Source organism: Methanococcoides sp. NM1, assembly GCF_900774285.1.
Taxonomy (GTDB): domain Archaea; phylum Halobacteriota; class Methanosarcinia; order Methanosarcinales; family Methanosarcinaceae; genus Methanococcoides; species Methanococcoides vulcani.
Genome location: NZ_CAAGTW010000011.1, coordinates 1 through 23,370, shown reverse-complemented (window position 1 = coordinate 23,370; position 23,370 = coordinate 1). Strand labels below are relative to the sequence as shown.

The 23,370-nt window shown below is 44.1% G+C and carries 26 protein-coding genes; 8 read left to right on the top strand and 18 right to left on the bottom strand.

Going from position 1 to position 23,370, the window contains the following annotated elements; genetic code table 11:
• Positions 1-156 precede the first annotated feature (156 nt).
• Positions 157-483, bottom strand: coding sequence for a DUF1801 domain-containing protein (locus tag E7X56_RS10575; RefSeq protein ID WP_167879527.1), 327 nt, complete (start codon positions 481-483; stop codon positions 157-159).
• A gap of 187 nt (positions 484-670) precedes the next feature.
• Between E7X56_RS10575 and E7X56_RS11835 the strand changes: the two genes are divergently transcribed.
• Together E7X56_RS11835 and E7X56_RS11830 are read left to right on the top strand one after the other, a co-directional pair.
• Positions 671-838: a hypothetical protein gene (locus tag E7X56_RS11835; RefSeq protein WP_167879526.1), complete on the top strand. Its 168-nt coding sequence runs from the start codon at positions 671-673 to the stop codon at positions 836-838.
• Between the two features lie 215 nt (positions 839-1,053).
• Complete coding sequence (locus tag E7X56_RS11830) at positions 1,054-1,221, top strand: hypothetical protein (RefSeq protein WP_167879525.1); 168 nt, start codon at positions 1,054-1,056, stop codon at positions 1,219-1,221.
• A gap of 83 nt (positions 1,222-1,304) precedes the next feature.
• Here E7X56_RS11830 and msrA read toward each other — a convergent pair whose 3' ends face one another.
• Both msrA and msrB read right to left on the bottom strand, forming a co-directional pair.
• Complete coding sequence (gene msrA / locus E7X56_RS10570) at positions 1,305-1,763, bottom strand: peptide-methionine (S)-S-oxide reductase MsrA (RefSeq protein WP_135606761.1); 459 nt, start codon at positions 1,761-1,763, stop codon at positions 1,305-1,307.
• Between the two features lie 32 nt (positions 1,764-1,795).
• The gene (msrB, locus tag E7X56_RS10565) at positions 1,796-2,194 is read right to left on the bottom strand and encodes a peptide-methionine (R)-S-oxide reductase MsrB (protein ID WP_135606727.1); all 399 of its coding nucleotides are present in this window, start codon (positions 2,192-2,194) and stop codon (positions 1,796-1,798) included.
• Between the two features lie 188 nt (positions 2,195-2,382).
• On the opposite strand from msrB, the gene E7X56_RS10560 reads away from it, so the two are divergent.
• The 6 genes from E7X56_RS10560 (at position 2,383) to E7X56_RS10535 (ending at position 7,186) form a co-directional block, all read left to right on the top strand.
• Entirely contained in the window at positions 2,383-2,718 is a 336-nt protein-coding gene (locus tag E7X56_RS10560; protein WP_135606726.1) for a Rieske (2Fe-2S) protein, read from the top strand.
• Between the two features lie 86 nt (positions 2,719-2,804).
• Complete coding sequence (locus tag E7X56_RS10555) at positions 2,805-3,221, top strand: hypothetical protein (RefSeq protein ID WP_135606725.1); 417 nt, start codon at positions 2,805-2,807, stop codon at positions 3,219-3,221.
• Between the two features lie 125 nt (positions 3,222-3,346).
• Positions 3,347-4,246, top strand: coding sequence for a mechanosensitive ion channel family protein (locus tag E7X56_RS10550; RefSeq protein ID WP_135606724.1), 900 nt, complete (start codon positions 3,347-3,349; stop codon positions 4,244-4,246).
• Positions 4,247-4,390: 144 nt separating this feature from the next.
• Positions 4,391-5,122, top strand: coding sequence for a fumarylacetoacetate hydrolase family protein (locus E7X56_RS10545; protein ID WP_135606723.1), 732 nt, complete (start codon positions 4,391-4,393; stop codon positions 5,120-5,122).
• Positions 5,122-5,421, top strand: a complete 300-nt coding sequence (locus E7X56_RS10540; protein WP_135606722.1) for a hypothetical protein — start codon at positions 5,122-5,124, stop codon at positions 5,419-5,421. Before E7X56_RS10545 ends, E7X56_RS10540 begins: the two co-directional genes overlap by 1 nt.
• Positions 5,422-5,476: 55 nt before the next feature.
• Positions 5,477-7,186, top strand: a complete 1,710-nt coding sequence (locus E7X56_RS10535) for a glutamate--tRNA ligase (protein WP_135606721.1) — start codon at positions 5,477-5,479, stop codon at positions 7,184-7,186.
• A 257-nt stretch (positions 7,187-7,443) separates the two neighbouring features.
• Here E7X56_RS10535 and E7X56_RS10530 read toward each other — a convergent pair whose 3' ends face one another.
• From E7X56_RS10530 to hisS, 15 genes are all read right to left on the bottom strand, one after another.
• Positions 7,444-8,130, bottom strand: a complete 687-nt coding sequence (locus E7X56_RS10530) for a 30S ribosomal protein S3ae (RefSeq protein WP_135606720.1) — start codon at positions 8,128-8,130, stop codon at positions 7,444-7,446.
• A 169-nt stretch (positions 8,131-8,299) separates the two neighbouring features.
• Positions 8,300-9,808 (bottom strand): serine--tRNA ligase, encoded by a 1,509-nt coding sequence (locus E7X56_RS10525; protein ID WP_135606719.1) that lies wholly within the window; start codon positions 9,806-9,808, stop codon positions 8,300-8,302.
• A gap of 247 nt (positions 9,809-10,055) precedes the next feature.
• A complete protein-coding gene (locus tag E7X56_RS10520; RefSeq protein WP_135606718.1) occupies positions 10,056-10,607 on the bottom strand; it encodes a uracil-DNA glycosylase in 552 nt (183 codons plus the stop codon).
• Positions 10,597-10,842 (bottom strand): KEOPS complex subunit Pcc1, encoded by a 246-nt coding sequence (locus E7X56_RS10515; protein WP_135606717.1) that lies wholly within the window; start codon positions 10,840-10,842, stop codon positions 10,597-10,599. The genes E7X56_RS10520 and E7X56_RS10515 overlap by 11 nt, the downstream gene beginning before the upstream one ends.
• Before the next feature lie 9 nt (positions 10,843-10,851).
• On the bottom strand, positions 10,852-12,165 hold the full coding sequence (locus tag E7X56_RS10510) for a DHHA1 domain-containing protein (RefSeq protein WP_135606716.1): 1,314 nt from the start codon (positions 12,163-12,165) through the stop codon (positions 10,852-10,854).
• A gap of 37 nt (positions 12,166-12,202) precedes the next feature.
• Positions 12,203-13,393, bottom strand: a complete 1,191-nt coding sequence (glmU, locus tag E7X56_RS10505) for a bifunctional sugar-1-phosphate nucleotidylyltransferase/acetyltransferase (RefSeq protein WP_135606715.1) — start codon at positions 13,391-13,393, stop codon at positions 12,203-12,205.
• Positions 13,390-14,691, bottom strand: a complete 1,302-nt coding sequence (glmM, locus tag E7X56_RS10500; protein WP_135606714.1) for a phosphoglucosamine mutase — start codon at positions 14,689-14,691, stop codon at positions 13,390-13,392. Before glmM ends, glmU (E7X56_RS10505) begins: the two co-directional genes overlap by 4 nt.
• A 17-nt stretch (positions 14,692-14,708) precedes the next feature.
• On the bottom strand, positions 14,709-16,553 hold the full coding sequence (glmS, locus tag E7X56_RS10495) for a glutamine--fructose-6-phosphate transaminase (isomerizing) (RefSeq protein ID WP_135606713.1): 1,845 nt from the start codon (positions 16,551-16,553) through the stop codon (positions 14,709-14,711).
• A 13-nt stretch (positions 16,554-16,566) separates the two neighbouring features.
• Complete coding sequence (glmU, locus tag E7X56_RS10490; protein ID WP_135606712.1) at positions 16,567-17,784, bottom strand: bifunctional sugar-1-phosphate nucleotidylyltransferase/acetyltransferase; 1,218 nt, start codon at positions 17,782-17,784, stop codon at positions 16,567-16,569.
• A gap of 177 nt (positions 17,785-17,961) precedes the next feature.
• The gene (locus tag E7X56_RS10485; protein ID WP_135606711.1) at positions 17,962-18,420 is read right to left on the bottom strand and encodes a 30S ribosomal protein S15; all 459 of its coding nucleotides are present in this window, start codon (positions 18,418-18,420) and stop codon (positions 17,962-17,964) included.
• A gap of 158 nt (positions 18,421-18,578) precedes the next feature.
• Positions 18,579-19,745, bottom strand: coding sequence for a hypothetical protein (locus E7X56_RS10480; protein ID WP_135606710.1), 1,167 nt, complete (start codon positions 19,743-19,745; stop codon positions 18,579-18,581).
• Positions 19,746-19,757: 12 nt separating this feature from the next.
• On the bottom strand, positions 19,758-20,243 hold the full coding sequence (locus tag E7X56_RS10475; protein WP_135606709.1) for a hypothetical protein: 486 nt from the start codon (positions 20,241-20,243) through the stop codon (positions 19,758-19,760).
• Complete coding sequence (locus E7X56_RS10470) at positions 20,230-20,838, bottom strand: hypothetical protein (RefSeq protein WP_135606708.1); 609 nt, start codon at positions 20,836-20,838, stop codon at positions 20,230-20,232. The genes E7X56_RS10475 and E7X56_RS10470 overlap by 14 nt, the downstream gene beginning before the upstream one ends.
• A gap of 2 nt (positions 20,839-20,840) precedes the next feature.
• Positions 20,841-21,314, bottom strand: coding sequence for a hypothetical protein (locus tag E7X56_RS10465; RefSeq protein ID WP_167879524.1), 474 nt, complete (start codon positions 21,312-21,314; stop codon positions 20,841-20,843).
• A gap of 19 nt (positions 21,315-21,333) precedes the next feature.
• A complete protein-coding gene (gene hisS / locus E7X56_RS10460; protein WP_135606706.1) occupies positions 21,334-22,569 on the bottom strand; it encodes a histidine--tRNA ligase in 1,236 nt (411 codons plus the stop codon).
• Between the last annotated feature and the right edge of the window lie 801 nt (positions 22,570-23,370).

The window sequence follows — 23,370 nt, the reverse complement described above, 5'->3', positions numbered from 1 at the left end:
GCCAGATCACATGCCATATGCTGTAGTCTGCAAGACGCCAGATGTGGTCAGTTTATCCATGGTAGAAATTTCGAATGATGTTTTACATAAACATATCTATTATATTTCCAACGATCTGTTCAGTGCCAGTTCATTTCATTCTTTTTGATGCTCAGCTCATTCTTTCTTTACCACTTTCAGCAACTTTACGATATCTTCCTCGTTTATCTCTTCCAGGGAAAATACCTTGATGTGCTTCATTGTTTTTCCTGTACCTTCAAAGAGTCCTTTCTCTTCTTCTGACAGCCCTTCTATTGAAAAACCAATGTTCACATGGTCTTTGAGACCAACGAGATAATACTTCCCTTCATACCAGGGAACTCCCATCTTGAACTCTTCCTTTATGTCCGGATAGGTCTTCAGGATTATATCCCTTAATTTCTCTATGATCTCTTTCTGTGGTGATCTCTGCTTTTTGATATATGCCTGCATTTTACTGTTCACGTTTCCCCGCCTCCCTGTTTTCATAACCGCTTGACCTGATCATAATATTGGGGTGTGGGATTATATACTTAGGTCTGCAATAGAAACCTTAATAAACGATTAATCATTATATATGTGTACAATGATTAATCGTGATATTTAATCTTGACCACACAACCATTAAACACAAAATTGGAGGAAAGAATAAATGGACACATACTACGAAGGTTCCATGATGGAGGACAAAGACAGCATCCTTGAATGGACAACTAGAGGACTTAACATCGATGGCAACGGCGCATTCATTGCCACACTTACAGTGTCCATTGCTCTGGTGGCCTTCCTCAGACTTTCATCTTATGTCAACCTCTTTTGAAGTGCAGGTTATTCCCGGGTTCCGGGAATGCCTGCGTTTTGATCTGAATATCTGATCATTCCAATATACTTCCAGATCCCGTCTTTGTTTCTCGCACAGGTCTTTGACAGAAACCCTTATAACCGATTAATCATTATAGATATGTGCAATGATTAATAGTGACAATTGATCATTGACTACACAACCCTTAAAACAAAAATTGGAGGAAAGAATAAATGGACACATACTACGAAGGTTCCATGATGGAGGACGAAGACAGCATCCTTGAATGGACAACTAGAGGACTTAACATCGATGGCAACAGCGCATTCATTGCCACACTTACAGTGTCCATTGCCCTGATGGCCTTCCTCAGACTTTCATCTTATGTCAACCTCTTTTGAAGTAAGGGAAAGTTCCGGTGATCCGGAAACTCCTTTATTTCATCGGCTTTTCATTATTTCCCATTTTCTTTTTTGAAAATAAATTATCTTGACCTCAGCTTTTCGAAGTACTTCTGATGATCTTCTTCTGCAGGATAAAACACAGAAGCCGGAACGATCTCGGTCTTAATGCTGCTGCCATATCTCTTGCTGTCTTCCTGTTCTTTCTTTGAGTTCAGAGCAGCTTTTTTTTGCTTCTCATCATGGTAAAAGATCGCAGACCTGTACTGTGTGCCGATGTCAGGTCCCTGTTTGTCCTTTGTGGTGGGATCATGTATGCTCCAGAAGACTTCCAGCAGTTCTTCGTATGAAATTATCTCCTGATCGAAAATGATCTCTATGGATTCTGCATGTCCAGTGATTCCTGTGGCTACATCATAGTATCCGGGATCTCCCATTGAACCGCCGGTGTAACCTACTTTTGTTGATGTTACTCCCCTTAGCCTGCTGAACTTGTCCTCGACTCCCCAGAAGCATCCGGCTGCAAATGTGGCTTTTTCCATCATTGTTACTCAGCATTGTCCTTCTGTGTTTTTCATTCATCTTCCCCGAACTGCAGGGATGCGGAATTTATGCAATAACGCTTCCCTGTGGGTTCTGGTCCATCATCAAAAACATGGCCCAGATGGCTTCCACAACTGGGGCAAAGCGCTTCTATCCTGCGCATGAAATGGCTATCATCAGTGACAAGTTCCACACTGTCACTGGAGATCACATCGTAAAAGCTTGGCCAGCCAGATTGTGAGTCGAACTTCTTATCTGAAGCGAATATCATCTGGCCACAGGCAGCACAGCTATAGGTTCCTTTTTTCTTATTGGGCAACAGCTTTCCTGTAAACGGCATTTCCGTTCTCTTTTCTCTTAGAATAGCATACTGTTCAGGCGTCAGCAGCTTTTTCCACTCCTCTTCTGACCTCTCTATTTTCTCTATTATGCTAAAACCCCCTTTAGCAGAAAAATAATGTATGAAAATTGGGTCTTGAAGATAAGTACTTTATGCAATAATTACGGCTACTGTGGTATAATTTATAATTATATAAATACATTAAAAGTAATATCTGCATTTGGAAAGAGGCAATGTTCTTATACCGATGCCACAAATAATTAATGGGGTAATCAAGCATGGCGGAATATGTAGAATTATGCAGTACAGCTGATGTGCCGGAAGGAGAAATGCGAAGTTTCACCTCTGGAAACAATGAGGTTCTGGTGATCAACCTGAAAGGGGAGTTCTATGGCCTTGATGCCATCTTCAATCACATGGGTGGCAAATTGGCCAAAGGAAGGCTCAGGGATAACCTTGTCATATGCCCGGTTCACAGGTGCCGCTATGATGTGACATCCGGGAAGGTCAAAAGGGGTGCAGGTTTTTTAGTTGAGTCGCTTTCAGGCAAATGTGGTGACCAGAAATCATATGAGCTCAAAGTAGAGGATGGCAAGGTCTACGTAAAAATATAAGGTCATATTAGATCAATTCCAGTACAGTTCCTGATGCCGGATCACTACCGTAAATCCTTATATCAGGTAGTACCTATCATGTATCCATGGCACTTCTGATCGTATTGGGATTCATTGCTGTTGTAATATTACTTGTTGGTATGATCCTGAGCATTGGAGTAAAGAAAAGCGCTGATGATGGCCAGAGTTCAGTCATGTATCCTAAAGGCTACTGGCTTGGAAAAGGAATTGCTCTTGGTCTCCTGCTTTGTGTGCCATTGGGTCTTGGCGCAGGCATTTTAACCGGGAATGTCGGACTTGGTATTGCCCTCGGCCCTGCATTTGGAATGGGCTTTGGAAGTGCTATAGGATCTATACTTGAAAAGAAACACAAAAATAACATCCGACCACTGACAGAGGAAGAAAAAAGGCTTCAAAGGACACTTGTGGTCTTTACCATCAGCTTGCTGGTCCTTGGTGTCACCGTGCTATTTGCTTTGTTCTACTTCTATAGTCGGATATAATTACCTGTTTAAGTGCCGGATCTTAAATTCAGAGTACAAGTTCCGGGTTTAATAAGTGACCTTTAGCTTATACTGTCTCCTGACAATAGTCAAATATGTATATCATCTGTGCCTAATGATGTTCTATGGATGTTCTGGATCTGATTCCTTCCTGGCTCTCATGGGATGTTGCGGTCATTTCTTTCGTTTTCCTGGTCGTAATATTGACCTTCCTTTTTGCTAAGCTAATAGATCGGCTGCTAAAAGCATATTTTGTGCTGGCCAGCAAGAAAATGAACATTGATGAAACCACTTATGGTCTTGTAAGACGTATCATAGTGGCAATAGTGTATTTCTCCGGCTTCCTTGTGATAATCTTCAGTATTCCCAGCCTTCGCGACCTGTCGATAGCTCTTTTTGCAGGCGCAGGGTTTGCAGGTATTGTTATCGGTATGGCTGCCCAGAATACTCTTTCCAATATCATAGCAGGCATTGCCCTTGCGACCTTCAGGCCGTTTCGAGTGGGTGACCTGCTGACCATACATAATGAATATGGTCGTGTGACGGATATCACGCTGGGTTATACGAAGATCAGAACATGGGATAACAGGAGGCTTAATATTCCGAACCACATCATCAGTGATGAGGCTATCATTAACTGGTCCATTGATGATCCTACTGTCAATTGGACAGTTGAGGTTGGTATAAGCTATGATTCAGATATTGATCTTGCACGTAGCATAATGATATCCGAGGCCAAGAAGCACCCTGAGGTCATGAGCTATGAGCAACTCCTGAATTATCATTCATATGCAAAGAAGGGTGAAGAGGTCTCTGTGCTGGTCACAGAACTGGCCGATTTCGCAGTGATTCTAAAACTATATGTGTGGGTTCATGACCGCTCAGTTGCATTTAACACCGGCTGTGAACTGAAAGAGGCCATTAAGAAAAGGTTCGATGCTGAAGGCGTAGAGATCCCATTTCCATACAGGACCATCGTTTACAAGAAAGACCTTGAAGAGTCGCAGCACGAGTCTGTGGCTTAACCTTGTTTTTATTTTATATATTTATTTTTAATGCTATATTCAGTTAGGTCTGTTGTCCGATTTCAGTTCATGAAAGAATGTTTGACAAATAATTTATACTACAATTCTGTTCTTAACTACAATCAGAATAAAGAATGTGCAATTATGATAGGTCGATTCAAACACGATGATGATGTTTTCTATGGTAATGTCAGCGGTGATCTCGTTACATCCATGGACCATGAAAGCAGGACATTTGAGCTATCAGAGCTCACCGTCCTTCCTCCTGCAACTCCTTCAAAGATAATCTGTATTGGTCTGAACTATGTCGATCATGCTATTGAACTTGACATGGAGATCCCTGCAGAGCCTGTGATATTCATGAAACCTTCCTCTTCCGTGATTGGGCCTGGTGGCAAGATAGTCTATCCTGCTATGAGCCAGCGTGTGGACTATGAGGCAGAACTGGCTGTTGTGATCGGGAAGAGGTGCAGGAACATCAGCTCGGAGAATGCAATGGATGTGATCGCAGGCTATACCTGCTTTAATGATGTGACTGCTCGTGACCTGCAGCAAAAGGATGGTCAGTGGACACGTTCCAAGAGCTTTGATACATTTGCACCTTTGGGTCCGTTCATTGTTCCAAAAGAAGAACTTGGTCCTTCAGATGTCACTGTTAGTAGCCTTGTGAACGGTGAGGTCAGACAAAGTTCAAGCACATCGAATCTGATATTTGATATTCCGCATCTGATCGAGTTCATATCCGGGATCATGACCCTTGAGATCGGTGATGTGATCGCTACAGGCACTCCGCCGGGAGTAGGTGAGCTGGAACGTGGGGATGTTGTGGAAGTGAAGATCGAAGGAATAGGTACTTTGATGAATGAGGTTGTATAATGCTATTTGACCAGATCAACAGGGAACTCGAACTTACTGAAAGACATCTGATCGTTCTCCACAAGGTCATTGAAAAAGGGCCTATCGGCATATTGAAGCTGGCCGAAGAGACGGGAATGCCAACTCATAAGGTTAGATATTCGTTGCGTGTGCTGGAGCAGGAGCATCTTATCAAGCCTTCTTCACATGGTGCAATGGCCGGGGATATGGCAGAAGAGTTCGTTGAAAAGTTCAATGAGAATATAGGTGGCATTCTGGAAAAGGTGAATCAGATCAGCGATCTGGGCGACAGGCTCTGATATTCATCTGTTTTTAAATTCATACATTATTATTTGATCCTACGAGGGAATTTATATGACCCTGAGTGATGAAGATAAGATTACTATAGAGAAATTTGCGCTTCAAAACGCTGTAAAATATGGAAAGACCCCTCAGCTTGGAGCTGTTATGGGACGTGTTATGGGTTCGTGTCCTCACCTGCGCCCTCTTGCAAAGGATGTTGGTCCTATGATCCAGCAGATCCTGGATGAGGTTTCAAAAGAGAGTCCCGAAGCGTGGCAGTCCCGGCTGGAGGCGATAGCACCTGAGCTGATCGAGGAGCTTAACACGAAAAAAGAGCCAGATAAAGGGCTTAAGTCTCTTGATGTTGCAGAGGGGGAGACCGTTGTCATGCGTTTTGCACCAAATCCTAATGGTCCGCCTACACTTGGAAGCACACGTGGTATTGTGGTAAATTCTGAATATGTCAAGAGGTATGGTGGCAAGTTCATCATCCGTTTCGATGACACAGACCCGCAGACCAAGCGCCCGATGCTTGAGGCATATGACTGGTACATCGAGGACTGTACGTGGCTTGATGCAAAACCGGACAAGGTGGTCATTGCGTCAGATCATATGGAAGTCTATTACGATTATGCAAGAAAGCTCATTGAGATGGGCCATGCCTACGTCTGCTTCTGTGAAGGCGGCGACTTCAAGAAGTTCAAGGATGCCAAGGAACCCTGCCCTCACCGCGGTCAGAGCCCTGTGGTGAATCTTGAACACTGGGATAAGATGCTTGCAGGCGATTATGAGGAAAAGGCTGCAGTGGTCAGGATAAAGACCGATATCAAGCACAAGGATCCTGCACTTCGCGATTATGGTGCTTTCAGGATCGTCAAGACCCCGCACCCACGTCCTGAGGTCGGCGACAAATATGTGGTCTGGCCGTTGCTTGACTTTGAAGGTGCTATTGAGGACCATGAGCTTGGGATGACCCACATTATCAGGGGTAAGGACCTGATGGATAGTGAGAAGCGCCAGGGATATATCTATAATTATCTCGGCTGGGACTACCCGAAGACAACTCACTGGGGCCGCATCAAGATGCACGAGTTCGGTAAGTTCAGTACAAGCGGACTCCGACAGGCAATAGAAGAAGGGGAGTATTCCGGGTGGGATGATCCAAGACTTCCAACATTGCGTGCACTCCGAAGACGTGGTATCAAGCCTGAAGCTATTCGTAAATTCATGATCGAGATGGGTGTGGGTGAAACCGACGTCAGCATCAGTATGGACACTCTATACGCAGAGAACAGGAAGATTGTTGATCCTATTGCTAACAGGTATTTCTTCGTATGGGATCCTGTTGAACTTGAGATCGAAAATGCGGAAGCCTGTGTTGTGGAACCTTCATTGCATCCTACAGAAGAGAGGGGAAGGCGTAGCATCAATGTCGGATCAAATGTGTTTGTCTGCAATGATGATGTAGGTCCTGTCAAAGAAGGCGATGTCCTGCGGTTGAAGGATCTTTATAATATTGAGGTTACCTCTGTTAGTCCGCTGAAAGGTCGTTGCATTGGTAACTCCATGGAAGATGCCAAAACTAGGAAGATGCGCATAATCCACTGGGCACCTGAAGACAACGTCGCTATAAAGGTGCTGGCGCCACATGGTGAGTTCACAGGGGTTGGCGAGAAGCAGGTTGTTGAAGAGCTTAACAATGTTGTCCAGTTCGAAAGGTTCGGCTTCTGCAGGATCGATTCAGTGGATGATGGTGTTGTTGCATACTTCACCCATAAGTGAAGTTTCAATTCGGGATCTGGATACTCCTATAAGGCTGGGTTAACCAGCCATTTCTCTTTTTATTTTAGCAGTATGAGCTGGTTAGCTGAAAGTGTGTTCTCAAATTGATGATCGGAGTCACTTGCTTCATCTTGAGGCAAATGGATATTCCTGCATTGCACATACGTTTGCAAGCTTAGCTAAAGCTAATTGAAAATGAATATTGTTAAAAAAAGATGTTAACGGTGACCGATGGGTCACCATTATGATCTAAAGAATTATTCCTCAGCTGTAGTCTCTACAACTTCCGGAGCTTCTTCAACTACTGGAGTTTCTTCAACCACTGGAGCTTCTTCAACTACTGGAGTTGCTACTGCGTGTGGTGGAACTACCTGAACTTCGGTCTTCCTGATCTCTACCCTTCTCAGTGGGTAGATGGATTTTGATTTCCTGTAGATGTTTGCGGAAAGTTTGCCGACAATAGCTTCTTCTACGAACTGCTCGAAGTCGAGTTCTGATGCACGTTTTACTACTGTTTCGGTCATGACGTCCCTGAGACCTTTGATCTGGCTTGTCCTTGCTCTCTTGACTGTAAAGCAGATAGGTTTGACCCTGATCTTGTAACCATCCTTTGTCTTGACATTGAGATTTGCATCAATTCTGGAAGTCTGGCGCTTTACGATGGAACGCAGGTAGTCGGTTGTGATCTCGTGGCCGATGAATCTTGTGTTTGCCACATCACCGGTTACGTTATCGATCTCAAGTTTGAGTTTGATGTTGTGCTTTGAGAAATCATTGGTGAGTTCACCAACAGTGGTCTCCACAATACGACCGAGCAGTTTCTCTGGGTCGTCAGTTGGGGTTACACCGATGTGGTTGCTACCTATGAACTTTGGTGCCACGATGTTATACCACTCTTTTGATTTCCACTTATCCAGCTTCCTTTGTACTCTCTTTTTTGCCAAGCAATTCCTCCTTATTATTGTGATAGTTGTTTTTGATCAATACATTGATCTAATTATATTTTGATGTTCGTGATTCTGACCGTTATAATTCCCGTGTGAATGGTTATTAATAGCGGGTCAATACTGTACACGTCCATATATAAAGAAATCGGTACGATAAAAAGGAATATCAGAGGAAATGAATTCCCTTTGGCATTTCACCGACTCTCTTCCTGAACTCCTCCGGCCAGTTTTCGGGATCAAGTCCCTTCTGTGCAAAGAATGCTGATGCCCAGCGCTCAAGTCCCACACCTGAACAGCCTGACCACAGTTCTTCGCCTGACTGTGATTTCACATTGAATCCTGACGGATACTTGTTACCGTTGATACTGACATTCTGGAACTCAAGCCACTCACCGTCCTCGCCTCTGTAAGGCAGTGGTGCTTCATAGTCCGTGGTACCTGCTTCACCTTGCTCTGAAAGGCCTGTAAGACCTTCCTGTGCCATGAACCATGGGGTGACCCATGCCTTTCTCCATTCAAGGTCAAGGATCTCATTAAAGATGTGCATGTACTTTTCATGCAGTTCCTTTGCAGTTGCCACAACCTGTTCCTTTGTACCAAGCCATACGATCTCTACACGGTGGAATTCGTCCACACGTTCCATTCCATGAATGCCGCCGCTCTCATAGCGGTGTGATGTACCGGACCTGTCGAATACTTTTATTGGGAAGTCCTCGGTAGGTATTGTTTCTCCCTGCAGGTACATCCAGAAAGGAGGACATTGTGCATAGCACAGGCCGCCGATAGGATCGCCGATCTTTTCTTTGATAAGTGCAGTGGGCACCTCATGTGTGACCTTGTAATGATCTGAGACCTCTTCCCAGAACTCAGGGTCCCTTGTCTTTGGAGGGCAGACGTAGTAGATCTCAGGATATACGCCCTTTGCATGTCCGGATTTCTGCCAGACCTCCCATGGGACCAGTTTTGGGAAGATCATTTCCCTGTATCCCAGGGGCCCAAGGAGCTCTTCCATAACGATCCTTTCGAATGTCCTGAACATCTTTGTTGATTGTGGACCATGTATCCACTGTCCACGGCTTGCTCCGCGCTTGATCCATCCTTCTTTCATCATTTCCTGTGTAGGGTCGCCAAAGAACGTGTATTCCTTCTTTTCACTTTCCCAGAGGACCTGCCAGTGTTCTGCCTTACCGCCGTAATCCTTAGCCCTGACCTTTTCTTCCATGAGGGTCAGTATCCTATCAGGAATACGGTTCTCAAGCTCGGATTCACCGACATCAAGCTCAAGAACGATGCCACCTTCCACATTTCTGATGTTGCTCACGTGTGGGATCTTCATGTTCTCAAGTTTCTCTTCTGCAGGCATTTCAATGGTGAACTCTTTCACATCAATGCCACGAATGCCTATGTGGAACTCTTTCCCAAGCTTTCCGGCAAGGGGTTTCCTGAGGCGGATAATTGCGTCATGTGCCCTGACGAATCTTCCTGATTCTATAGAGACCTCGACACTGTTATCAACAATATTCCATTCTGTGATCCTTGCCCCCTGTCCTTCTGGTGCTCCTTTTGTAAGGATGGTCTCATTTGCCTCATTGATATACTGGGCAATAATCTCTTTTGCGTCGGTCGGGTCGGCGCTGGTCTTGAATGCTCCTTTAAGGTTGAATTTAAGTTCCATACGTTATTCCTCTTGAAACTGGCCGTAATTGTGTCAGCAGGCTCTTAAGTTCCATTTATGGCCATGATTGAATTAATTGTATTTATTGCATTTATTCCTAAAGCAAACAGTTATGAAATAGGCTCCAGATTTAATAATTTTTTCCAACAATAAACAGTTTGTAATTACAATTTGGTTATTTTGAAGGGCTGATTGACCCGAAAAATGTTGGAGGCAAAAATTTCGCCTTTGTATAAGATAACTTTGTTCAATTTAAGAACAAATGCCTGTTCTCATCAATGAATTGGTGCTGGTCGTCTGTTCGGGACCTTGTATAGATCAATGCTGCCGGGTGGAAGATCTTAAGCACATTTCGTCCTTCAAATTCCTCAACAGATCCCCATTCCATCTTATGTCCATTAAGGAAGGCTTTTTCAGCAGTATTTCCAAGGAGGATTATCAATCTCGGATCAAGCAGTTCTATCTGCCTGTTCAGGAATGGTTTGCAGGCTTCAAGTTCTTTCTTGTTCGGATTGCGGTTCTTTGGCGGCCTGCATTTGATGGTATTGATAACTGCCCAATCGCTATCCTCAAGCCCGGCATAGTCGATAAGGTCATCCAGTATCTTTCCTGCACGTCCGCAAAAAGGCACTCCGGTCTCATCCTCGTTCTTCCCCGGGGCTTCTCCGATAAATAGTACTTTAGGTCTGTCCGATCCCTTGCGGACGACTTTATTGATAACAGTATCAGAAAGCGGGCATGCCGTACATTCGAAGATATGCTTTTCAACATCCTCAAGTGTTTTCCATTCAGAGGTCATTTTCATCCTCCACTTCCTTTATGACATCCTCTGCTATCTTTGCGTTCATAAGCAGATCATCCACAGTTGCGATCATGGAAGAAATCTTCTCTGTTCTGATGGTTATGGATGCCTTCTCTTCTCCTATCATTGTTTCCATGTTGGTTAGATTGTCAGGTTTTAGTGAAAGTGCAACTTTCCTCGCAACATCAGGTGCATCCGGGCTGTTGAACTCGATCTTCGTGGATATCTTCATAATTTCACATCAGTTCAGCTGTTCCCCGATAATGTCATCGACAAGTGCAATAAATTCCTTTGTTCTTCCGAGTGGTATGGATGCACCGGAAGCTACACTGTGTCCTCCGCCGTCCCCGCCAACAGATGATGCAGCAGTTCGCATTGCATAAGCCAGGTCAAGTCCTTTGTCGACCAGTTCCCGGGTTCCTCTTCCGGAGATCTTGATAATACCTTCGACCTCGTTAATGGCAATGAAAGGCATATCCGGATGTACGTACCTTATAATTGTACTTGCTACCATTCCTGTGGATTCAAGTTCCTTACCGCTCAGGTAGTAGATATTCTTACCCTTTTGCAACAGCTCTTCTGCCTTCTTAATGTCGGCGATGATGGCCTTCTGGCTTTTAAGAGTGATATCCTGTGCTTCTTCCAGCGCGGACTCGTCCTTCATGCAAAGCGCAATGGCAAGTCCGGGAACTTTCTGTTTACCGCAGGTGTTCATGATGGCTACAAGATCGTAGGCATTCTTGACAACCTCCCTGTTCAGTATATATACATCACCGATAGCAGCTTCAATAGCTTCAGGGCTGGCACTTTTCGTAAGCTTCAATGCAACTGTGGAAGTGAGCTTCTGGAGTTGTTCCGTATCAAGTGAATCGATGTTGCCGTGTATGTCAAGCATTTCCAGGAACTGATCGATTTTCTCACGATCGCCTGTAAGGTCAAGGTATGGTTCTGGTGTGTTCTCTAATATATCTGCGACATCGCCACTGCCTACTTTCAATCCTTTTTTGACAGAAACGATCCCGGCTTCAACAGCTTCATCCAGTATGACCTTATTTGCTGTCTCGAACAGCTGTTTATCTCCAACAGCACCTGCGATAGCAAGTCCTGCAAGGTCAATATTTTCCTCATCCAGACCCTTTGCAACAAGGTATGTTGTGGTGGCCGCACACAGGTGCACTGCTCCGTCAATTCCTACCATGTGTGGATTTATCATTGCTTTGGCAGGCGAATCTCCGACTGGCTTGTGGTGATCTATCACGATCACATCCTGTTCGACCTTTTCGATTATCTCAGACTGGCCGCTACCCATATCGCAGAATATCACAATATCATCATCAGAAGTAGTTTCATTGACCATCTCTGCCACGCTTTCGTCCAGGCGGCCAATGATCGTCAGATGGTATGGGATCCCTTTCCTGAGCAGTGCCTGGCAGATGATCGCGGCTGAAGATATGCCGTCGGCATCATTATGGGAGATAACACGTGCATGTTCGTACTCTTCAATGGTAGCAGCTATCTGTTTTGCAAGTTCGATTAAATTCTGCATTTCTATCAATCAGATCACCGTGTATTACTGTAAAAGTGGTTAGTTATCACCTGACAACCTCTCCGGGTTTCGTAAAGCTTCCACTTTTCATGACCGTTCCTACGTTTATGCTGGTGTTGATTCCGGTGTGGACGTCGTCGCCCATGATAACACCAAGCTTCCTTCTTCCGGAATCTGTCCTCTTTCCCTTGATATTGACCTTTATGTTCTTACCATCATGTCTCAGGTTCGCAACTTTTGTTCCGGCACCGAAATTGCACTTTCGTCCTATAATACTATCCCCCATATAGGTCAGGTGTCCGATCTTTGTATCATCCATGATAATACTGTTCTTAACTTCAACGGCATTTCCAATATGAACCCTGTTCCCGATGGTTGTTGAAGGGCGTATGAAACAATTAGGTCCGATATCGCAATCTTTTCCTATCACTACAGGTCCGATTATATACGCACCGTTGCGTATGAGGGTTCCTTCTCCTACGCTCACATCACCTATGAGGGTGGCATTCGGTTCTACCAGACCTGATCTCACGGGCTCCATCTCGTTTAACAGAACCGCGTTAGCATCAAGGAGGTCCCATGGTCTGCCTATGTCTATCCATTCCTCTTCCAGGATCTCATAGCCAACATTGGCATCGCTATCTATCAGCATCTGAAGTGAATCAGTTATCTCGTATTCCTTTCTTGGTGATAGCGGGGTATTTTCGATAAGTTCAAAAATAGGTTCTCTGAAAAGGTATATTCCTGCATTAGCAAGATCTGTTGGTGGTTTCTCGGGTTTTTCTATTATTCTGGAAACTTTGTTCCCATTGGTCTCGATGACACCGAACTCCGAAGGATTTTCCACATGTTTGACCGTAATGACCGCGTCCTCTTTTCTTTCGGTCATCCTTCTGATGTGCGATGAACTGACAAGAACATCCCCGTTGAGTACGATAAACTCGCCTTTGACATACTCTTTTGCACAGCCAATGGCATTGGCTGTACCAAGTTGTTCTTTCTGGTGAACGTAGTCAATAGTAACACCTCGTTTCTCCCCGTTACCAAAGTATTCCCTGATACTTTCCTCGTGGTAACCTGTGATGAAAACGAATCCTTCAATGCCTGCTTCTATCGCTGCATCAACTATATGTTCAAGCATAGGTTTGTTGGCTATCGGAAGCATGACCTTTGGAATTGCTGATGTCAATGGCCGCATCCGGGTACCTTCTCCGGCTGCAAGTACTACAGCTTTCATGCCACACCTCTTTTGACAACATTCTCCACCATGTCGTATAGCTTATCCACGCCTTCCCTTGCCTCGGCAGTTATGCGTATCTTGGGTTCTGTTCCGGATGGTCTTACAAGCACCCATCCTTCTTCCATGTCTACGCGCAGTCCGTCAATATCTGTGATCTCTCCGGAAGAGCCGAGTTCAGAACATACCAACCCCATGGCAATATCTTTCTTTTCATTGTCACATTTGACCGTTCCGCGGCGCGTTGGATAGTGTGGTAGTTCATCTTTTAGCTCTGAAAGCTTTTTTTCCTGAATGAGCTCCATCACCTTTGCAGCCGCATAGATCCCGTCAGGGCAATATGATATCGCAGGGAATATCCAGCTTCCTGATGGCTCTCCTCCGAAATCCGCTTCAGATCTCTTGATCTCTTCAGCAACATAGACATCTCCTACCCTTGTGCGGACAACAGTTGAATCCGGGAGGGCATCATCTATCATCATTGATGTATCCACCGGAACTACAAGTTTCGCGTCGCTTTTGCATTCATGTCTGGCAAACATTGCAAGCATTTCGTCCCCGGTGATGAATTCCCCGTTTTCGTCCACCGTCATCATCCTGTCTGCATCCCCATCCTGAGCAATACCAATGTCTGCTCCGAATTCTTTCATTGCTTTTTTGAGTAACGTTAGATTTGCATTGTTTGGTTCAGGATTTCGTGCAGGAAAGTGTCCATCAGGTTGCGAGTTCAATGTTATGACTTTACATCCGATCTCCCGCAGGACATATGGGGTGATAGTGCTGCCTGCACCGCATCCGCAGTCAATGATCACACGCTTTGATGATCGTTCAACATTTTTCACGATCATCTCTATGTGTTTCCTGATGGCATTGCTGTCTTCGGTCAAATTTCCGATCCTGTCCCATCTGACAGGTTCGAACGTTTCGTTCTCGATGATCTCTTCGATCTCTTCCTGCTGAGACGAATCAAATGCCATCCCATCAGGATTCCATAATTTTATTCCCACATATTCTGCAGGATTGTGGGATGCGGTTATCATTACTCCACAGTCATAATCCCTGGAAGCATAGGCAAGTGTTGGAGTACTTACCATTCCGATGCGTACGACATCGCAACCAGATGAAAGGAGGCCGGATATGACGGCATGTTCTATCATTTCTCCTGCAACGCGCGGGTCACGTCCGATAACTGCAGTTCTTTTTGTCTTCCCAAGGGCAAGTCCGACCTTCAACGCAAGATCTACAGTTACATCCTTGTTAGTAATACCTCTGATACCGGATGATCCGAATAATTTCATTTGATAACTCCGTATTTTCATTCCACAGTAACGCTCTTTGCAAGGTTCTTCGGTTTGTCTATGGAACATCCTCTTGCAAGGGCTGTATAATAAGCAAGCAGCTGTAAAAGCACGGATGATAGTACTGGTGAGAGCAGTTCATCTGTTGGAGGTATGCGCAATACCCAGTCCACGTACTTCTCTATCTCAGTATCATCAGCATTGGCTACAGCTATGACCTTTGCTTCTCTTGCCTTTATTTCCTTGATATTGCTCAGGATCTTCTCGTACACATGCCCCTTTGTGGCGATGGCAACGACAGGTGTTCCGTCCTCGATAAGCGCAAGAGGTCCATGTTTGAGTTCGCCACCTGCAAAACCTTCTGCATGTATGTATGATATTTCTTTAAGCTTCAAAGCACCTTCAAGTGCAATAGGATAGTTCAGGTGCCTTCCAATAAAGAAATAATCTCTCTCTTTTGCAAACATCTCCGCACATTCGCGGATCGTATCCTTGCGGTTCAATATTTTCTGTATCTGTCCCGGGATGCGCTTCAGGTTCACAAGCAAATCCTTTGCCTCATTTACATTAAGTGTCCCCTTAGCTCTTGCAAATCGGATCGCAAGGAGGTAGAGCATGATGAGCTGTGCCGTAAAGGTCTTTGTTGCAGCCACTCCTATCTCGGGCCCCGCATGTGTATAAAGAACATTGTTCGCATCTCTTGTGATGCTGCTGCCAACGACATTGGTAATGGCGATCGAATTGCAGCCATATGATCTGCAGCTTCTGATCGCAGCCAGGGTGTCTGCTGTTTCACCTGACTGGGTGATCGCAATTGAAAGGACGTTCTCATTCATTATGGGATTGCTATACCTGAACTCAGATCCGATATCTACATCGGTGTGTATCCCTGCGAGATTCTCAAAAAGGTATTTACCTACAAGCCCTGCATTCAAAGATGTCCCGCAGGCAATTATCTCGATCCTGTCAATATTCCTGATTTCGTCATTGGGGATGTTTAGCTCTTCAAGATTCACGGAACCATCCAGTTCGGATAGCTTGCCTGAGAATGTATCATTCACAGATCTGGCTTGCTCATGTATCTCTTTAAGCATGAAATGTTCATATCCTGCTTTTTCTGCAGCTTCAATGTCCCATTCAATAGTGGTCTTTTCTTTTTCAAGGACATTGCCGTCGATATCAAAGAATTCCACTCCTTCCGGTCTGATGGTAACAAGATCAAGGTCATCTACAAAAACGACATCTTTTGTGTGATTGAGGAAAGCAGTAACATCAGATGCCGCATAGTATTCCCCGTCACCGATGCCGATGATCAGGGGACTGTCCTTTCTGGCCGCGATCATCAGGCCAGGTTCACTGCTACATACGGCAGTGACTGCATAGGATCCTTCAACTTCCTGGAGTGTACTGCGAAGTGCCGTGAAGAAGTCACAAGTCTTCTCTGTGTTGTTAACGCTTCCATATAATTTTGAATGCAAAAGGTGGGCAATGACCTCTGTATCTGTTTCTGATAAAAAGTCATAACCTTCCTGCTGCAGTTTCTCTTTGATAGCAAGATAGTTCTCGATAATACCATTATGCACTATGGATATGTCGCCGGAGTTATGTGGGTGGGAATTTACAGTGCTTGGGACCCCATGTGTGGCCCATCGTGTGTGTCCGATCCCTATATTCCCTTTGAGATCCTCCGGGAGGATCTTTTCCAGTTCCCTTATTTTCCCGACGGTCTTGTATGTGTCTATATTTCCATTGAGTATTGTGATTCCGGCTGAGTCATATCCCCTGTATTCGAGCTTTTTTAAGCAATCTATTAGTATAGGCGCTGCCTCACGGTTGCCTACATATCCTATGATTCCACACATATTGCTCCCCCCTTTAAACAACAATGGAATTTTCAGGCAATATTTGAGCGATAGTCTTTCCGGATTCGATCCGACAGTTATGATATATCATGGACCCTGCTTTTACGAGAACCCGGTGGCCGATCGTAATATCGTCGCCAGTGATTGCTCCCAGTTTTTCAGCAGTATGAAGTTCATCTTCCATCTCGATCCTGACATTTTCCCTGTCTTCAGCAACAAAGTAAGGTCCAATGGAATTGTTCAGCCCGATGATCGAATTTGAGATCGATCCATGTGAACTGATCCTGGTGTTGTTCATAATTATGCTGTTCTGGACTTGTGTGAAGGAGCCGACTGAAACGTTGTTACCAATAGTTGTGGATGGGAGGATCACGACGTTGGGTGCAATTTCACAATTGTCGCCTATCATTGCAGGTCCTACAATGTAACATCCTGATCTTATCACCGTATTACTGCCAATACTGACCTTTCCATGGATAATTGCCCCATCTTCAACGGTTCCTTTTATGTTGTAGTCTTCTGCTCGGTCAAGGACCATTGAGTTATCCTTCAGCAGGTCCCATGCAAAGACTGCATCTCTCCACAATGAATTTGTAAGAACATGATCTACATCCATGTCATCTTCTATCATCTGTTGGATGGTATCGGTGATCGCATATTCTCCCAGTGGGGATATTTGTGTGTGTTCTATTCTTTCGAAGATCTCTTGGTTGAATACATATATGCCTGTGCTGATGATATGGCTGAGTTCAGTTGTTGGTTTCTCTATGATCTTTGTTACTTTTTTTCCGCTTGCGATAACAACCCCATATCCTCGGATATGTTCCTTTTTAATGGTCAGTATCGTTGCGTCACCGGTATGCTTGTCTATAAGATCCCTGATCGTTTGTGGTTCAATAACGTTGTCCCCATTGAGTACCATGAATTCCCGGTCATCTTCTTCCATCAGGTCTGCCGCCTGTTTGATGGCATGAGCTGTGCCAAGCTGTGCTTTCTGGTGAACGTACTTGATATTGACTCCAAAATCGATACCGTCTTCGAAGTAGTTCATTATACGTTCTCGTTCGTAACCCACAACAAGTATCAGGTTCTTTATGCCGTTCTTTGCAAGTGAATCGATAACATGTTCAAGTATCGGTTTATTTGCAACAGGAAGCATGACCTTTGATCGGGTGGATGTAAGGGGTCTGCATCTGATGCCTTCCCCTGCAGCCAGAATAACAGCTTTCATAGCTTCTAGTGGTCATTCTAAGAATTTATATCTTGCCTTTTAAAATGATATTGGGAGCTATTAGCTACTGAATTTGGAATCATAGGCCGACCTACAAAAATAGGAAATGAATCAAAAAAAGATATTTTGATGCTCAGCAGGGCCGAACATCAAAGAATTAATAAGCGGGCTGGCCGCTTATCTTGTGATCAACATTTCTGCAGTTTCTGGCTTGTACTTCCAGTCTGTAGGGAGTACCTTTGTGGACTGGTAGTATTTAACGAGCCTTCTGATCTTGGCCTCGGTTGAGTGCAGTGATCTCTTGTTGTGTACATCCTTGTGGTTAGGAATAAGGTGCTTGCGCATTCCGATAGCTTTTACAATAAGGTTGTACAGGTCTTCCGGTACGTTTGGAGCTTCATCGTTCTCTTTCAGAATGTCAGTGATCTTCTTTCCTGTTGCGAGTTTGACATCAGGTACGCCATAATTGTCCCTGAGGTGCATTCCAATGACGCTTGTGGAGTTTCCAAGTTTCCACATATCGAGGATCACAGTTGTGATCTCTTCAGCGGTTGCTGTGGACCATGCTGGAGCTTCTGTCCTGATTGGTCTTGTTGATCCGGATTTACCTTTTGTACGAGTATGCATTTTTGCCATAGCATTCCTCCTGATGATTATAATTTGATTGTTTAGTGAATATTTCTGTTTTGAGTTTATGCTCAAGTTAAGGGAACGTTGGGAACAATAACTTGAATCGTTACTTTGGCGAAGTGACCTAACTACACCTGACATTTAATATAAAGCTTATGTTCCTATTACCAGATAGAAAGCGTGATATCCACATATCCATTGTTAACTTTTCCGTATATCTCATCCGCTTGGACGTCTCTTAGTTCTTTTGTCGTATTAATGTTCGTGGAGTTTACCATTTGTGAGACCGCTTCGTTGATCTTCTGATCCATATCGTTGTGGAGATGTGTTGCAATGTTCTGCTGGTTACGTTCAATGATCTCCTTTTCAATAATGGATATTATGCTGTTGTTCAGTTCTGCAGGCATGGAACTGCTTCCGTAGATGGTGTTCATGCTGTAATTCAGTATGTATTCTGCTATCAGCATTTCAGGATCCTCGTTGTCATCCTGTGGGTTGCTGATAAATACGGTTTCTGTGCGTTGTGTTATATCCTGCCTTATCAGACTTCTAAGGTAGTCTGAGGGGAATACAATGTCTGTGATGAGTTCGGCAGTGGATGTTGATGCCTCTTCGATGGTGGTGTTGAATGCTTCATGATATGCAGAGAACTTTGTCGAGTTGGATGAGTTATGAAGTTCTTCAAGCATGCTGTCGTTTATGTTCACAAAAAGTTCATCTCTGGATGTTCTGGTGTTTAATGGTAGTGTTATCCGTGAACTCTGGCGGATTGCATTGTATGGAGGTGTTATTCCAACTGATATGGAGTTTTTTAGTGGATAATCTTCTACCGGTTCCCAATTTGCTTGAAGGTGATAATCATACCTTCCTCCGATCCTTGCATCAAGGTATGACGCAATTACATCAGATGTCTTTTCTTTATGCTCCTGTGCAATTGGATTGATGTAACGGCTAGTTCCATTGTCATCCATTGCAAGTGTCAGTACCATATCCTCTGCGATCATATCTGCGAAGGTACGGTGGTGCTGCTGTCTTCCGAACATTGTGTTGATTGGGTCGTTAATGAGGGCATTTTCAGGAATTGTTATTCCTGTGATCGCAAGAGGTGTGATTTCATATTCAAAATCGTCCACATTTGAGTTGAGCAATGAACTTAGGAGATGTTTGTCAAAGTCCTGTGTTGCTGTGTATGCTGCTGCATCGTATTGCCTTTCTGCCATTATGGATGGCATAAGGATGACTGTTGCAATAGAGATAAGCACAAGGAAAAATAGGGCATCTGCTGTTGAAGAAAATGCGCGCTGGTCCTCTATGAGTTTCGTTTTTGGCATAATTTTCCTTCTTTATATGTATCTTTTCCAGAGTCGAACAGTAAGTGTTCCGGATGTGTATTGTGCAGGATTTATCTCTATAATAACTGGAATTGATGCTGCTATTACATTTCCGCTTGCTGCAGTTTTGCTTTTATGGATCGACCAATGGTGTTTTCCGTCATCGGTACGGATATCTACTGAGAACTCATTGTTGGCGGAGAATCGTGCAAAGAAAAGCTCATGTGTATCTCTGTCTGAGACCGGGTCTGAAATTCCTTCAAGTATCTCTGCGGATATTATGTCGGGTCGTGTTCCTTGTAGTTCATCCCAGCTGGCAATGCTTTCAGCTATGCGGGATGCTTCTTCATAGTTCTCTATGGAATGGCTCTGCTCATCGTAGATGAGGTAGGCTTTTGACATGACTGCAGCAAAGACCACAAATCCAATGACTACCAGTGCTGTGGCAAGGATGTCATTGTGAGGTTCAAGGATTGCTTGCTCGTCATTGATGAACAAGTACAACTTCAAGTCTATTGACCTCTGAATCGTTTTTCAGGTAAATGGATGTTTTTTCAATATGGACTATTTTTCCTGTATTTAACATTACTTCCTGACTGCCAACAGTTGAGATTACTTCAAGGGTTGTGGGTGTATCCGTGATCAAAGGATGTTCGAAAGTGCCGGGCTGTCCATTGAAATTGTTGGAAAGGAATGTTCTCATTTCAGTTTCATTAAGTGGAATTGTCCTGAATGTGAGGGGTTTGACCGAGTGGATGATCTGCTCACGATGAGTCGTTTCAAATCGTATGTATTCGCCGGAAATAAATGCCTCAACTGGATACTCGGAATTGAATGAATATGTGGAATTTTGTCTGATGCTGTCGGGCGAGATGCTGCCGATGTCATCAATTGATGTCTTCAGGTCGAGGGCTTCAGAATCAAGTTGTCTTTGCATTTGGATATCGCTGAAATCGGCTCCGATCTGGTAGAATGCGGCAAGTAGGATTATGCTTGTTATCATCAATGCAGCTTTTGATAGTGTGAACTCGATCCAGCCGGATCGGTCCCTGAACATATCCTGGATCGCATGAGGTAGTATTTTGTTTTTCATTTTCATTTTTCAGATATCTTTACGAAGAGCATTCCTGTAATGGGGTCTCTTTCAGTTTCAAGTTTCAGTTCATGGTGACCGGGGGTTATTGTATATGCTCCGGTCATGTTTTCGTTCGAAAACGCGGACATTGATTCGTATATGGTCTGACGTTCCTTTATATGTATATAGTAGTTTTTGGAGTTTGAAGGCCATAAGTTATCTTCGTTGGGTAGTTCTCCCATATACACTTTCACTTTATCTGGGATGTCTATCTTCAGATGGATGATGCTTCCTTCTCCGCGTACGGATATCTGCTCGGAGTTTGAAACGAGTTTATCAATTTCCATTTTGGCAATATTTTCGTCTGTATTTTCCTTTAGATCGGAGATCGCAGTGAAAAAAAGTGCCATTATTAGCAATATCAGAAGGGATGCAATTGTGAACCTTAAGGGCAGTGAATCGGCTGCCCTTTCATTTTTGAGAAGTGAATACATACTATGGGGTGTTATGGCATTAGTTGCTCTTTATCAGCTGTATAGCTTCTTCAATTGCCAGTTGCAGCTGCTCTCCGCTTTGCATGTTCTTTACGGTCAATTTACCCGATTCTATCTCTTTTTTGCCTACGATGACAGCGTAATCTGCCTCAATATTGTTGGCATGGGATAGTTGTGTTTTGAAGTTGCGTTTCATGATGTCTATGTAAACGGTGAGTTCATTGCGCATCTTTGTTGCTACCTTTATTGCATCAGTGCGGGTATCATCAGTTGCGACAATCACTACTTTGTTTTCCTTTGGAGGTTGTATTTCACAGATTTCCATTATGCGATCGAACCCAACTCCGAATCCGGTGGAAGGTACGTCTCCTCCGCCAAAGAGGGATATGAGCTGGTAGGCGCCGCCACCGCAGACCTGGTTCTGTGCACCAAGACCTTCTGCGTATATCTCGAACACCATTCCGGTGTAGTAGTCCAGTCCTCTGGCAATACTAAGGTCGACGTTGTAGTCGATCTCATATGCGTCAAGCAAGGTTAGAAGTTCTTCGAACTTGTCGATCTCTTCGATGTCGCCCAGGATCTCTCTTGCTTTTGCGATAGCATCTGAGCCGCTGAGGCAGATGAGCTCAAGAAGGTTTCTCCTGAGTTCAGCAGGTGCGTTGATTTCCTCGAAGTAGTTGTCAAGTCCTTCATCGTCCTTTTTGTCAACAAGGCGCATAATCTTGCTCTTTTGTTCGTCTTCTGTATCCTTAAGGATGTGGCGGATAATTCCCAAGTGACCAACGTGCAGGTCGCCTTTGATGCCTGCTGCTTCTATCATGTTCGTTGCAAGGGCAATGATCTCTGCATCTGCATCTGCGCGGTTGCTGCCTATGACCTCTACACCAAACTGCCAGAATTCCCTGAAGCGCCCTTTTTGTGGTCTTTCATACCTGAAACAGTTCTCGAAATAGAACAATTTAAGAGGCCTGGACATTGCCTGCATCTCGTTGACGTACATTCTCATTACAGGTGCCGTGAGTTCAGGGCGCAATGTCATGTTCCTGTTGCCTTTGTCACTGAAATTGTAAAGTTCGCCTACCACGCCTTCTCCGGATTTGAGGGTGAAGAGTTCCAGATGCTCGAATGTGGGTGTAATGACCTCTTTGTATCCCCATTTTGTCACTACCTGCCTCATGATGTTCTCTACATTTCTCCTGCGAGCGGTCTCTTCTGGAAGGAAGTCCCTTGTTCCTCTTGGTTTGCTGACTTTCATTTTGATCGAATCCTGCTGATGCGGATTATTATAATAATTTCCGGTACTACGTTTTATGCCATTTTACTTGTTATAGTATGTAGGACCTGTGGGTATTTGGCTGGTCTATAGTAAGGAATGATGTATTTTATATTTTCGATTAGTTGGGGCTGTCAATTTAGTTGGGGTTGAGCCATTATAAGTTGCAGAAATGCAAATGATCGAGTGTGCATGAAAGCTTAAAAACAGCAACAACCAAGTATTTATTTAGTTAATAGTATTACTTTTGAGCAAACTTTGCCAAATAGGAATTGTTTCAATCCCAAAGTTTTTGACAGCCCTGATTAGTTCTTTCATAGGATGTTGCCCGATGAATCGCTGATCTTTATATTTTCAAATAACTCGATGTTCAATTCTGTTTTTATTGGGGATGTGAGTTTGTTTGAAGCATCGAATTAGTCTTGCATATATGCCCGTGTCAAACATTGTCACACAACGTATAAATATCAAGCTGATATTGTAGGGGTGCTCTCAGTGAGCTGGTCGCTGTCGATTCTGACACGATCTATTGAGAGCTTGAAAAACGTTATACATTTTCATGTATGTCGACACATTGTCCAAAAATGTGTCAAACCCTTCCGGCTCGGAAGGTATATATGCGATGGAATGTATCAAGAGAATCCCGCACAACGTGTGTGGAATTTCAATCACCTCCATATCAGAATCATTAGTGGAGACCGGAGCTTTTCCGGTCTGACGTTGAATGTGGCAGTTCGGTTAATTCTGACTGATAGTGACTTTATCTATCAATGAATTAACCAA

Excerpts from the sequence above, each read along its gene's own strand:
- E7X56_RS11835 (WP_167879526.1), top strand. The coding sequence starts at position 671 with ATGGACACATACTACGAAGGTTCCATGATGGAGGACAAAGACAGCATC.
- E7X56_RS11830 (WP_167879525.1), top strand. The coding sequence starts at position 1,054 with ATGGACACATACTACGAAGGTTCCATGATGGAGGACGAAGACAGCATC.
- msrA (WP_135606761.1), bottom strand. The coding sequence starts at position 1,763 with ATGGAAAAAGCCACATTTGCAGCCGGATGCTTCTGGGGAGTCGAGGAC.
- E7X56_RS10560 (WP_135606726.1), top strand. The coding sequence starts at position 2,383 with ATGGCGGAATATGTAGAATTATGCAGTACAGCTGATGTGCCGGAAGGA.
- E7X56_RS10555 (WP_135606725.1), top strand. The coding sequence starts at position 2,805 with ATGGCACTTCTGATCGTATTGGGATTCATTGCTGTTGTAATATTACTT.
- E7X56_RS10550 (WP_135606724.1), top strand. The coding sequence starts at position 3,347 with ATGGATGTTCTGGATCTGATTCCTTCCTGGCTCTCATGGGATGTTGCG.
- E7X56_RS10545 (WP_135606723.1), top strand. The coding sequence starts at position 4,391 with ATGATAGGTCGATTCAAACACGATGATGATGTTTTCTATGGTAATGTC.
- E7X56_RS10540 (WP_135606722.1), top strand. The coding sequence starts at position 5,122 with ATGCTATTTGACCAGATCAACAGGGAACTCGAACTTACTGAAAGACAT.
- E7X56_RS10535 (WP_135606721.1), top strand. The coding sequence starts at position 5,477 with ATGACCCTGAGTGATGAAGATAAGATTACTATAGAGAAATTTGCGCTT.
- E7X56_RS10525 (WP_135606719.1), bottom strand. The coding sequence starts at position 9,808 with ATGGAACTTAAATTCAACCTTAAAGGAGCATTCAAGACCAGCGCCGAC.
- E7X56_RS10520 (WP_135606718.1), bottom strand. The coding sequence starts at position 10,607 with ATGACCTCTGAATGGAAAACACTTGAGGATGTTGAAAAGCATATCTTC.
- E7X56_RS10515 (WP_135606717.1), bottom strand. The coding sequence starts at position 10,842 with ATGAAGATATCCACGAAGATCGAGTTCAACAGCCCGGATGCACCTGAT.
- glmU (WP_135606715.1), bottom strand. The coding sequence starts at position 13,393 with ATGAAAGCTGTAGTACTTGCAGCCGGAGAAGGTACCCGGATGCGGCCA.
- glmM (WP_135606714.1), bottom strand. The coding sequence starts at position 14,691 with ATGAAATTATTCGGATCATCCGGTATCAGAGGTATTACTAACAAGGAT.
- glmS (WP_135606713.1), bottom strand. The coding sequence starts at position 16,553 with ATGTGTGGAATCATAGGATATGTAGGCAACCGTGAGGCAGCGCCTATA.
- glmU (WP_135606712.1), bottom strand. The coding sequence starts at position 17,784 with ATGAAAGCTGTTATTCTGGCTGCAGGGGAAGGCATCAGATGCAGACCC.
- E7X56_RS10485 (WP_135606711.1), bottom strand. The coding sequence starts at position 18,420 with ATGGCAAAAATGCATACTCGTACAAAAGGTAAATCCGGATCAACAAGA.
- E7X56_RS10480 (WP_135606710.1), bottom strand. The coding sequence starts at position 19,745 with ATGCCAAAAACGAAACTCATAGAGGACCAGCGCGCATTTTCTTCAACA.
- E7X56_RS10470 (WP_135606708.1), bottom strand. The coding sequence starts at position 20,838 with ATGAAAAACAAAATACTACCTCATGCGATCCAGGATATGTTCAGGGAC.
- E7X56_RS10465 (WP_167879524.1), bottom strand. The coding sequence starts at position 21,314 with ATGTATTCACTTCTCAAAAATGAAAGGGCAGCCGATTCACTGCCCTTA.
- hisS (WP_135606706.1), bottom strand. The coding sequence starts at position 22,569 with ATGAAAGTCAGCAAACCAAGAGGAACAAGGGACTTCCTTCCAGAAGAG.